The organism is Martinezella hainanensis (genome assembly GCF_900094555.1).
Lineage (GTDB): Bacteria > Pseudomonadota > Alphaproteobacteria > Rhizobiales > Rhizobiaceae > Rhizobium > Rhizobium hainanense.
This window is the reverse complement of record NZ_FMAC01000004.1, coordinates 155,950-167,383: the sequence shown is the minus strand read 5'-3', so window position 1 is coordinate 167,383 and position 11,434 is coordinate 155,950. Positions and strand designations below refer to the sequence as shown.

Sequence of the window (11,434 nt, the reverse complement as noted above, 5' to 3'; positions counted from 1 at the left end):
CCGATCATGGTAGGTTATGAAGGTTGAAGTACCCAGATTCTTAGGGTAGGTCTTGTGACGAAGCGTTGATTTAATGGCTTTGTGGCCGTCGTATCCTTGCGAATAGTACCTCTGAACGTCGCGATCTTCAGCCTAACGCAAAGCAGGAATGGAACTTAGATGACAATACTGGTTTCCGGTGGTGCCGGCTTTATTGGCGGAAACTTCGTTCTCGATTGGCTTGAGCGCCACCATGAGACGGTCGTTAACCTCGACAAGCTGACCTATGCCGGCAATTTGGATACCCTGAAGGGGCTGAAGGACGATAATCGCCATGTGTTCGTACACGGCGATATTGGTGATCGCGAGTTGGTGAGCGATTTGCTGTCGATGCACAGGCCGCGAGCCGTCATCAATTTCGCAGCCGAAAGTCATGTCGATCGCTCCATCCACGGACCCGGCGATTTCATTCAGACGAATATCGTTGGCACCTTCAGCTTGCTGGAATCAGTGCGCAGCCATTGGGACGGCTTGCCCGAGAACGAGAAACAGGCTTTCCGTTTTCTTCACGTCTCGACCGACGAGGTCTACGGCACGCTGTCGAAAAATGATGCGCCGTTCAATGAGCTTAATCGCCATGAGCCGAACAGTCCCTATTCCGCCAGCAAGGCGGCATCCGATCATCTCGTTCGGGCGTGGCACCATACTTACGGTCTGCCTGTCTTGACGACGAACTGCAGCAACAATTACGGGCCTTACCATTTTCCGGAAAAGCTGATCCCGCTGGTGATCCTGAATGCACTTTCGGGCAAAAGCCTGCCGATCTATGGCGACGGCCAGCAAGTTCGTGATTGGCTCTATGTGCGGGACCACTGCAGCGCCATTCGTCGTGTACTGGAAGCCGGCACGGTCGGTGAGACCTATAATGTCGGTGGTTGGAACGAAAAGCCCAATCTCGATGTCGTGCACACGATCTGTGCGATTCTCGATAAGCTTAGGCCAAAGGCCGATGGCAGTCGCTACAGCGATCAGATCACTTTCGTGAAGGATAGGCCGGGTCATGATCGTCGCTATGCGATCGATGCCCGCAAGCTCGAACGCGAACTCGGCTGGAAGCCTGAGGAGACTTTCGAAACCGGCATTCGCAAGACGGTCGGATGGTATCTCGACAACCAGGACTGGGTGCAAAACGTCACCAGTGGTGCTTATCGTGAATGGGTAGGCAAACAATACGAGGTCGAGGCGTGAGTACCATTCTGGTCACTGGCGCCAATGGGCAAGTCGGGTTCGAGTTGCAGCGTTCGTTAGGCGCATTAGGCAGTGTAGTGGCCCTGACGCGCGCAGAAATGGATCTTGCGAATGAGGCAAGCGTTCTTGCCGCTCTTCGCGAGCACAAGCCGCGTGTGATCGTCAATCCGGCTGCATATACGGCCGTGGATCGCGCCGAAAGCGATAGAGAACTGGCAATGGCGGTTAATGCCACTGCGCCAGGAATATTGGCGCGGTGGGCAGCAGATAATGGCGTCGGGCTGATCCACTACTCGACGGATTATGTCTTCGACGGCACGAAAACCGCCCCCTATCGCGAAGACGACGCTGTTAACCCGCAATCGGTCTATGGCGAAAGCAAATGGCTGGGTGAGGAAGCGGTGCGCGCCTCCGGAGCTTCCTACACTATCCTGCGGACGAGCTGGGTCTACGGTCATCATGGCAGCAATTTCCTGAAGACCATCCTTCGGCTGGCTGGTGAACGAAGCACGTTGAACGTCGTTGCCGACCAGGTGGGAGCGCCAACTTCGGCGGCTCTGATTGCGGATGTCACACGCACGGTGATCGAGCGCATCGCTGGCTCTGAGGTAGCCGGCGAGCTAAAGGGTACCTATCACCTCACGGCACAGGGCAGCACGTCCTGGCATGGCTATGCCGCACATATCGTGCGCCAGGCATCGACTGCCAATGTCAAGCTTGCGCTTCCCCTTGATGCACTCAAGCCGATATCGACCGTGGAGTACCCGACCCCGGCCAAGCGTCCGGCCAATTCAAGGCTGGATTGCAAAAAGCTGATGGATCGCTTCGATATCGCCCTTCCGCAATGGCAGGAAGGCGTTGATGATGTTTTGGCCAGATTGCGAGCTGCGGGGAATTGAGAGCCGCAGGTTCCATGATGATTTCGATCATCCCCACGAGCCGATAAGACGTAGACAGACTGAAGAAGAGACGCTGGATCATGACGAAAGCACGCAAAGGAATCATACTGGCCGGCGGATCGGGAACACGGCTCTATCCGTTGACACTTGCGGTCAGCAAGCAGCTTCTGCCGATCTATGACAAGCCGATGATTTACTATCCGCTCACGACTTTGATGCTGGCGGGCATACGTGAAATCCTCATCATCTCGACGCCGCAGGACACGCCTCGTTTCGAACAATTGCTCGGCAATGGCAGCCAATGGGGTATTCAGCTTGATTATGCCGTTCAACCCAGCCCGGACGGCCTTGCCCAGGCCTTCCTGATCGGCGAAGCGTTTCTGGATGGCGCGCCGTCCGCCCTAGTTCTGGGAGACAACATTTTCTACGGGCATGATTTTACCAGATTGCTGCACGAGGCGAGCGCCAAGGAGACGGGTGCGACGGTCTTCGCCTATCACGTGCAGGACCCGCATCGCTATGGAGTGGTCGAGTTCGATCAGAACGGCCGGGCGATCAGCCTGGAGGAAAAACCGAAGATGCCGAAGAGCAACTATGCGGTAACCGGCCTCTACTTCTATGACGAAACCGTCGTCGACGTCGCTAAATCCATCCGTCCGTCGCCACGTGGCGAGCTGGAGATCACCGATGTCAATGTTCACTATCTGCAGGCCGGCCGGCTGGACGTCCAAACGATGGGCCGCGGCTATGCCTGGCTCGACACCGGAACGCATGAATCGATGCTGGAGGCCAGCCATTACATCGCGACGATCGAGAACCGGCAGGGCCTGAAGGTTGCCTGCCCCGAAGAGATTGCCTATCGCAGCGGCTGGATCAGCGCGTCTGATGTCGAGGCGCTGGCGAATCCACTGAAGAAGAATGCCTATGGGCAATATCTCCTTGGGATCTTGCGCGAGCAGATATTCTAACCTACGCCCGCTTTATGCTGCCGCATCTCCCTTGCAAACAATCCCAACAGGACGACGAATGAAAGCCATCGATACCGCCATTCCCGACGTCAAGATCATCGAACCGACGGTGTTTGTTGACGATCGCGGCTTCTTTTTCGAGAGCTTCAGCAAGGTGAAATTCGAAGCGGCGATCGGCCGCAGCGTCGATTTCGTGCAGGACAATCACAGCCGCTCGGGAAGGGGCGTCCTGCGTGGATTACACTATCAGCTGCCACCACATGCCCAAGCCAAGCTGGTGCGGGTGGTGGTCGGAGAGGTCTATGATGTTGCCGTCGACATCAGAAAGTCCTCGCCGACATTCGGGCAATGGGTTGGCGTCCGACTGTCTGCGGAAAATAAACGTCAGTTGTGGATACCCGAGGGATTTGCCCATGGCTTTCTAACGTTGAGTGATCATGTGGAGTTTCTGTATAAGACGACCAATTATTATGCTCCGGAGAGCGATCGCGGCATCCGTTGGGACGATCCGCAGATCGGCATCGACTGGAAAACTCTAGATGCGCTCACGCTTTCCGCCAAGGATCAGCGGCAGCCGCTACTCGCGGACGCCGAGCTATTCGATTGATATCGGTCAGCTTTCACACTCGGTTGTAGTCGTCGCTGATTCGGACGATATCGTTTTCGTCGAGCAGTCCGCCATATTGAATCTCGATGAAAACCAGTGGTGTATTGCTGGTGCATGAAGCCCGGTGCGTCGCCTTCAGCGGAATATCAACGGTATGTCCGAGTTGCAGAACGTGTTCCGTTCCGTCGATTTCGGCAATGCCGCGACCGGAAACGGCTGTCCAACGCTCCGAACGATGGTTGTGATACTGCAACGACAACCGCTCGCCGGGGTTTACGACGATGCGTTTGACGACATGCCGATCACCGATATCGAGCACATGCCATGTGCCCCAAGGGCGCTGATCATTGTCGCCAATCTTGTAAAAGCTTCCGGATTTCAACGAAATCTCCTCACAAAAAGTCGATCGGCCGCCGGCCGAAAATTATTCGCGGCATTAGTCCAGCGGCGCCGGCAAAGCAGGATTTTTTCGCCGATGCCGACAAAGAGCCTACTTTGCGCGCTCCAGTCGAACCTGCTTCGGCTCTACAATGTCCCAGGTGACGTAGCGATTGCTTTTCGATACAGGAGTGGAATGCGCGTTTTACATTTTTTCAAAACATATTGGCCCGACACATTCGGTGGGGTTGAGCGGACCATTCACGCAATCGCCAAGGGTACCGCCAAATATGGTGTGGAATCTGATGTTCTATCGCTGAGCGAAACGCCGATCGAAAACAGCGTCGAATTCGATGGTCACATGGCTCACAAGGCCAAACTCGATTTTGAATTCGCGTCCACCGGTTTTTCACGCGAGGTGTTTGGCCGTTTTCGGGAATTGAGTCGGAAAGCTGATATTGTCCACTATCACTTTCCCTGGCCGGTGATGGATATCGTCCATCTCACCGTTCCTCCCGGCAAGCCGACCGTGGTGACATATCATTCCGACATCGTGAAGCAGAAGGTCTTGCTGCAATTCTACAAGCCGTTGATGTCTCGCTTTCTGAAAAGCGTCGATTGCATTGTTGCGACGTCTCCGAATTACGCAATGTCGAGCGATGTCCTAGAAAGGTTCAAATCCAAAACAAGGGTGATCCCGTTGGGCCTGGACGAGGCCGACTATCCGAAGGCGGATAAAGCGAGGGTAGCCCGTTGGCGCGGTAAGCTTCCCAATCGCTTTCTTTTATTCGTCGGCGTCCTGCGATATTACAAGGGGGTCCATATCCTGCTGCAGGCCGCGAAAAGCAATGACCTTGATATCGTGATCGTCGGCAGTGGGCCGACGGAGGCGGAACTGAAGCAGGCTGCCGGGCAAAATCTGAATAATATCCATTTTCTCGGATCCTTGTCGGACAACGATAAGATCGCTCTGCTCGAACTTTGTGCGGGGTTTGTGTTTCCCTCGCATCTTCGCTCCGAAGCCTTCGGGCTTTCTCTCGTCGAAGCGTCAATGTTCGGCAAGCCGATGATTTCGTGCGAAATCGGCACGGGGACCAGTTTCGTCAATCTGGACAAGCAGACCGGGTTCGTGGTGCCGCCGAACGACGTCGACGCTCTGTCGAACGCAATGAAATCTCTCTGGGACAACGAACATGAGGCTACTAGAATGGGTGCAGCGGCGCGTAGTCGCTATCTTGCCTGTTTCACGGCAGAGAAGATGTGTTCGGCCTATGACCGACTCTATCGCGAATTGACGGGCTCTCGTGGAAGCTGAGCTTGGAAAACGTCGCACGTGGACGGCTCTTTCCTGTTCGCCAGTTGTCGTATGCTTCGACATTGCCATGATATAGCCATCTCGGCAGCTGAGTGAGTACCGCGAGCTTTACCGGTTTATCTTTCGGAGGATAGACAAGCAATAGTTGGGCACTGCAGCTTAACGAGCTTCGACTTCTCCAATCTCTTGTAAAGTGTTTGCGCGTACAGCAAGAGATCGGCGTACCGATTTTCTGCAATTGGTCTTGCGCCATTGAGGGGCGCATTCACGGCGAGTTGCTCATGGTCGTTGTCATTAGGCTCCATACGGGCTAAATGGCGCTAGAAAATTGATGGCCAAGTATGGTGCGCGCTCGGCGCGCGTTCTGCGAACTTGGCGTATTCGAATAATATGAACGCGGCAATAATTGGAGATGGAACTTGGCAAAGAAAGCATTGGTAACGGGTATCACGGGTCAGGATGGCGCCTATCTTGCGGAACTGCTGCTAAAGAATGGCTACGAAGTGCATGGGCTTGCACGTCGCTCCAGCACCGCGGATGTCAATCTCACTCGCCTGGAATGGCTGGGTATCGAGCGCGACGTCCGCATTGTCGATGGCGACCTCCTAGATCTTTCCGGTCTTATCCGCACAGTAAAGGAAGTGAAGCCGGACGAAGTCTATAACCTTGGGGCTCAATCCTTCGTGAAATCGTCGTGGCAGCAACCTCTGCTGACCGGTCAGGTGACGGCCCTCGGCGTGACGAATGTCCTGGAGGCGGTTCGCATCGAAAGGCCTGAGGCTCGTTTCTATCAGGCTTCCTCCTCCGAAATGTACGGGCTCATTCAAGAGCCGATGCAATCGGAAGAAACGCCCTTCTATCCGCGTTCGCCCTATGCGGTCGCCAAGCTATACGGCCATTGGATCACCATTAACTATCGTGAAAGCTTCGGCTTGCATGCGTCGAGCGGAATTCTCTTTAACCATGAATCTCCGCTTCGCGGCATTGAATTCGTCACCCGCAAGGTGACGGACGCGGTCGCTCGCATCAAGCTTGGCCTGGCAAAGGAGCTGCGGCTCGGAAACATCGATGCGAAGCGCGATTGGGGCCATTCGAAAGACTATGTCCGCGCCATGTGGATGATGCTCCAGCAGGACGTTGCCGACGACTATGTGATCGCGACCGGCCGCACGACAACCGTTCGCGACATGTGCGCCATTGCTTTCAAGCATGCCGGTTTGAACATGAACGATCATCTTGTTATTGATCCTGAACTTTTCCGCCCGGCGGAAGTGGATGTACTGCTTGGCAACCCAGAAAAGGCTCGGAAAAAGTTCGGATGGACGCCTAAGATTGGTCTTGAGGAGATGATTATTGAAATGGTCGAAGCTGATCTTAAGCGATTGAGCAAGTAAGTTTTCGGCTGAATGACGAGGCACCCCATGCCGAGAGAACATCGTATTCTCATTACTGGCGCCAGCGGCTTTGTCGGATCGTGGTTACAGCGCGAATTGGACAAGCGGCGGCTGGAGCAGGGTTATGACCTCATCGTCTTGACCGCCGGCCAAGGAGATACATCGGACTGGAAGACAGACATTACGGATCGGGGCCAAGTTATGACCCTGATCCGTGATTGCCGCCCGACGGCAATCATTCATCTCGCCGCAATTGCAGCCCCTGCGGATGCCCGCAAGATGCCGCAACGAGCTTGGGACGTAAATTTTCAGGGCACCATGAACCTCGCCTACGCCACGATGGAGTTTGCACCGGAAGCGCGCTTCATCTTCGCGGGCAGCTCCGAAGCCTATGGCGCTTCGTTCATTGATGCTGCAAATGCTCCGATAAAGGAGAGCGCGGCGCTCAAGCCGATGAATGTGTATGGTGCAACGAAGGCGGCGGCAGACGTGCTTGTCGGGCAGCTTGCCCATGATGGCCTCAAATCCGTCCGCTTCCGTCCGTTCAACCATACCGGACCCGGCCAGACGGATGCTTATGTTGTTTCTGCTTTCGCCAAGCAACTCGCGGAAATATCGGTGGGTGCCAAACCTCCTCGTATCAGCGTCGGAAATCTCTCGGGCTTCCGTGATTTTCTTGATGTGCGAGACGTTGTACGTGCCTATGCCGATGCTGCTCTGGTCGAGGATGTCTCGGATATGCTTGGAGGCGTGTTCAATCTATCCTCGGGGCGGTCGATACAGATTCAGTCGATACTCGACATGCTTATCGAACTTTGCAGATTGAAGTTGGAAATAGAGATAGATCCGCAGCGGTTACGTGGACCAGAAATCGTGGCGGCTTCCGGCGATAACAGGGCGGCGTTGGCGGCCTTTGGCTGGAAGCCGGAAATAGAATTAAGCCGCACACTCGGCGATGTGCTTGACGATTGGAAGATCCGAGTGGTGCGCTGACCATATCGGTCCCCAGTCACCGATCATATGCTCATAATATCTGAAAGAAAGCATTTTGCTCGCCAGTGTTTGGAAGTATGGGCATTTTATTCTCGCCTCCGTCCGGGGCGAGTTGCATACACTGTTTCCGCGTTCGCGTCTGGGTGCGTTATGGTTTATCCTCCGTCCGCTAGCGCAGGCATTGATGTTCTTGATCATCCGGGCTGACTTCGTGCGGCAGAGATGCCGAATGTTAATCATCCGTGCGCCTATTCGATCTATCTTTTGTGAGGCATGGCCGGATGGGTCTGTCCAGCGATATCTTGACGCGGAAGCATGACCGTATGCATCGAGCAGGCACAAGCATTCAAGAGGACCCCAGTTGCATCGCATCTATAATAGTCTTTCCTGGCGCTTTACTCGACCGCTCCGTATGGGTTCTTCATTGCTGTTTAATGTGAAAGGGTTCCCGCGTCTTGTCGTCACGACTCTGCTTGAAAAGCTCATTCGTTGGCTTTCTCGGAGACCACGAGTGAAGGATAAATGCCTTCGGCTAGCCTATCGCTTTCCAAGGATAAGGGGTCGGCTTATGGCATTCGCGGCAGCCCGCGGGTATGGAGTTCAACCGTTTGACTGGTTGGACGACGGTCAGGAAGGACAGTGGTATATCGATGCGCCCAAGGGCACGGTCGCTCAATGGGAAATATTGCTTCGAGATACTTCAAGATTGCAATGAAAGACGATCTTCGATGCGCTTATGGATTGATGGACAATGCTTCCAGACCGCAAGCAAGTGGCGTGGAATCGGGCGTTACGTGCAAGAACTTATTCTTGGTATTGTCGACAATCATCCCGACGTCGAACTTCTTATTTCCCTCAATGCTGGTATGCCGCTGGAAGCACTTGCGGCTCGCGACCATCTCCAGAAATGGATAAAGCCCGTCAATATTTTCATGTGGCATGGTGTTGCCGAAGGGGGAGAAGCGATAGAGGGCTACACAGAGAAGAGGCGGCTCAGCGAGATCGCTCTGGCTTATCATGTGGCGTCGCTGAATCCCGACGTGGCGCTGTCTGCGAGCCCGTTCGAAGGCAGCTTCGACAAGGCTGTTCCGCTCCTTCCAAATAGTATCTCGAAAATTCCCTCCGCATCGATCTTTTATGATGCGATACCTTATCGCTATCCCGAGCAATATCTCTCATCCTCGCCTTTGCGTGCCTATTATGACCGTCGCCTCGCCTCCTACTCAGAATTCAATCTGAATCTTTGTATTTCCGAATACTCCCAACACGAGTGCTTCGAGATCTCAAGAAATCCTCGTGTATTCAACATGCTTGCGGGCGTATCGAGAGATTTCAGGGATGCGATGGAGCATACCGAAACGAACGCGCCAAAGCTGACCGAGAAACCCTTCATCCTCTACGTCGGAGGGCTCGATTGGCGCAAGAATGTGAGGTCCGCCATTGAGGCATTCGCACAATTGCCGGCAGATTTGCGGGAGCAATACCGTTTTGTGCTGGCCGGCGATCACCCGCAATCGCTGTTACGAGACGAACAAGAGAGATGGAAGAAGCTGGGGCTTCCCGAGCAGGATCTCGTGGCTACAGGCCATGTGACGGACCACCAGCTCGTGGCGCTCTACAGGGAGACGGACCTCGCCATTCAACCTTCGCTACTGGAGGGGTTCGGCTTGACCGCACTGGAAGCCATGACGTGCGGCGCGCCTGTCATTGCGTCGAACACGGGCGCCCTGCCTGAAGTCATTGGAGACAGGGAACTTCTTTTCAATCCCGCGGATGTCAAGGACATAGCGCGAGTGATGAAGAAGGCACTTGGCAACCGTCAAGCGATGAAGGCCGTGGCCGACAAACAGCGCGATCGTGCCGCAGCATTCAGTTGGGCGAAATCCGCTGCTATCGCCGTTGCTGCGCTGAAGGATGCCGTGGCCAACTCGGCGGAGAGCGGCAAGGTTGAATCGATCTCAACGGCTAAATATGCTGCTTTGCAGCGACTTGGAAATACGGATCTTCCGACGAATTTCATCGCGCAGACATTTGCACGATCGGAGTTAGTCAAATCTGATCGGCCGCGACTGATCGTTGATGCGACATCAACATATCGCGTGGACCACAAGACCGGTATTCAGCGCGTTGTCAAAAATATCTGTTCCAATCTCGACATAACGCAGGGTGATGGCGTCGAACGGATAGTCGCATATAGCGATTCTCTCGACGGGTGGTTTGCGATTCCGAAGACGCTGGAAAAAACCAACACCGCAACTGACTTTACAGAAGATACTCGGCTGGAATTTTCCCCGAATGACCGCATCTTGATGCTCGATAGCTCCTGGGAGTTTTATAGGCATCACTACGCGACGTTGCGCTCTGCCCGCTTGAGGGGCGCTATCGTCATTTCATGTCTCTACGACACCATTCCGCTAAGATTCCCAGGTTTCTGCGACCCTGGCATGCCCCCCACCTTCTCGAACTGGTTTCAGGCTGCCCTGTCCTATTCGAACGCGTTTATCTGCATTTCAAAAGCCGTTGCCGATGAACTGATCAGGATACTCGAGGCGATCCAGTTTCCCCGGGAGATGAAGATAGGCTATTGGCACCTCGGTGCCGATTTTGCCAAAGCGACCATTGCCGCTGATGTTATGCCTGTTCGCCGCAATGAACGTTGGCAGTTCCTGATGGTTGGCACACTCGAGCCGCGCAAAGGGCATGGTATTGCTCTAGAGGCTTTCGATAGATTGTGGGACGAAGGGATAGACGTTGGGCTGACGATTGTCGGAAAGCCCGGCTGGGGGGGCGAGCATTTCGTTCGGCGAATAGAACAGCATCGTGAGTATGGGAAGCGTCTGATCTGGATGAACGGCATTTCGGATGAAAAATTACAGAATGCCTACAGCGACAGCGATGCCTTGATTGCTGCCTCGTATGCTGAGGGTTTCGGCCTTCCCATTGTTGAGGCCGCGCATTTTGGGAAAGCTGTGATTGCAAGCGATATTCCAGTTTTCCGCGAAGTCACCGCAAGTGGCCAGAATTGCTATTTTTTTGCCGTCGGTTCCTCCGAGTCGCTCGCAAAGACGATCCGTTCGTTCCTTGGTACAGGAACGAACACTATCGAAACCCCGGCTTTCGCGCAAAGGGCCAATGGAGGGACAAGTTGGAAGGAAAGTGCCGAAAAATTGCAGAGGGTCGTGCTTACTGACGATTGGTATCGGCTATATAGGCCGCAGTCGAATACGACTTACGTACCAATAAGCAATATCGGCATCACGAAAATGGGAGAAGCGCTGGCTTCCGAAGAAACCCGGCATAAGATCGAGTTAGTGGAAGGGCCGATTGCCACAGACAACGACACACTGAAGTACATAGTGCGTGTCGTCAACTTGTCCCAAAAGTTGTGGGGAAGCGTCGGTGCTCCGGATGGTTCGCTGGCGGTGATGGCGAGCTATCGCATTCTGTCGAACAATGGAGAGGCGATGTCCCCGGAGAACCGTAGGTCTCGCATTCCATTCGTATTGCCGCCTGGCGACAGCCTATATATGTCAATCGAGATCCCTTCGACATTCAAGAGGAAGGGCGGTGCTTTCGCAGATATAGGCTTGCTTCAAGAATCAGTCGGTTGGTGGAGTAATCCGCTACGGGTCCGATTGTGACGGGACGACCGC

Annotated in this window: 9 protein-coding genes; 8 read left to right on the top strand and 1 reads right to left on the bottom strand. The window is 54.4% G+C overall.

Features of this window, described 5'->3' with window-relative positions:
- The first annotated feature begins 159 nt into the window (after nucleotides 1–159).
- From rfbB to rfbC, 4 genes are all read left to right on the top strand, one after another.
- Complete coding sequence (gene rfbB / locus GA0061100_RS14545; protein ID WP_075853431.1) at nucleotides 160–1,227, top strand: dTDP-glucose 4,6-dehydratase; 1,068 nt, start codon at nucleotides 160–162, stop codon at nucleotides 1,225–1,227.
- Entirely contained in the window at nucleotides 1,224–2,126 is a 903-nt protein-coding gene (gene rfbD / locus GA0061100_RS14540) for a dTDP-4-dehydrorhamnose reductase (RefSeq protein ID WP_083961352.1), read from the top strand. Before rfbB ends, rfbD begins: the two co-directional genes overlap by 4 nt.
- Nucleotides 2,127–2,206: 80 nt before the next feature.
- The gene (gene rfbA, locus GA0061100_RS14535; RefSeq protein ID WP_075853429.1) at nucleotides 2,207–3,094 is read left to right on the top strand and encodes a glucose-1-phosphate thymidylyltransferase RfbA; all 888 of its coding nucleotides are present in this window, start codon (nucleotides 2,207–2,209) and stop codon (nucleotides 3,092–3,094) included.
- A gap of 58 nt (nucleotides 3,095–3,152) precedes the next feature.
- Nucleotides 3,153–3,701: a dTDP-4-dehydrorhamnose 3,5-epimerase gene (rfbC, locus tag GA0061100_RS14530; RefSeq protein WP_075853428.1), complete on the top strand. Its 549-nt coding sequence runs from the start codon at nucleotides 3,153–3,155 to the stop codon at nucleotides 3,699–3,701.
- 13 nt (nucleotides 3,702–3,714) lie between these two features.
- Here the strand turns inward: rfbC and GA0061100_RS14525 are convergent, their stop codons facing one another.
- Nucleotides 3,715–4,020, bottom strand: a complete 306-nt coding sequence (locus GA0061100_RS14525; RefSeq protein WP_244557841.1) for a phosphomannose isomerase type II C-terminal cupin domain — start codon at nucleotides 4,018–4,020, stop codon at nucleotides 3,715–3,717.
- Between the two features lie 255 nt (nucleotides 4,021–4,275).
- Between GA0061100_RS14525 and GA0061100_RS14520 the strand changes: the two genes are divergently transcribed.
- The 4 genes from GA0061100_RS14520 (at nucleotide 4,276) to GA0061100_RS14505 (ending at nucleotide 11,422) form a co-directional block, all read left to right on the top strand.
- The gene (locus tag GA0061100_RS14520) at nucleotides 4,276–5,394 is read left to right on the top strand and encodes a glycosyltransferase family 4 protein (RefSeq protein ID WP_075853426.1); all 1,119 of its coding nucleotides are present in this window, start codon (nucleotides 4,276–4,278) and stop codon (nucleotides 5,392–5,394) included.
- A 419-nt stretch (nucleotides 5,395–5,813) separates the two neighbouring features.
- A complete protein-coding gene (gene gmd / locus GA0061100_RS14515; protein WP_075853425.1) occupies nucleotides 5,814–6,788 on the top strand; it encodes a GDP-mannose 4,6-dehydratase in 975 nt (324 codons plus the stop codon).
- 27 nt (nucleotides 6,789–6,815) lie between these two features.
- Nucleotides 6,816–7,781, top strand: a complete 966-nt coding sequence (locus GA0061100_RS14510; RefSeq protein WP_075853424.1) for a GDP-mannose 4,6-dehydratase — start codon at nucleotides 6,816–6,818, stop codon at nucleotides 7,779–7,781.
- A gap of 794 nt (nucleotides 7,782–8,575) precedes the next feature.
- On the top strand, nucleotides 8,576–11,422 hold the full coding sequence (locus GA0061100_RS14505) for a glycosyltransferase family 4 protein (RefSeq protein WP_159444780.1): 2,847 nt from the start codon (nucleotides 8,576–8,578) through the stop codon (nucleotides 11,420–11,422).
- The last annotated feature ends 12 nt before the right edge of the window (nucleotides 11,423–11,434 follow it).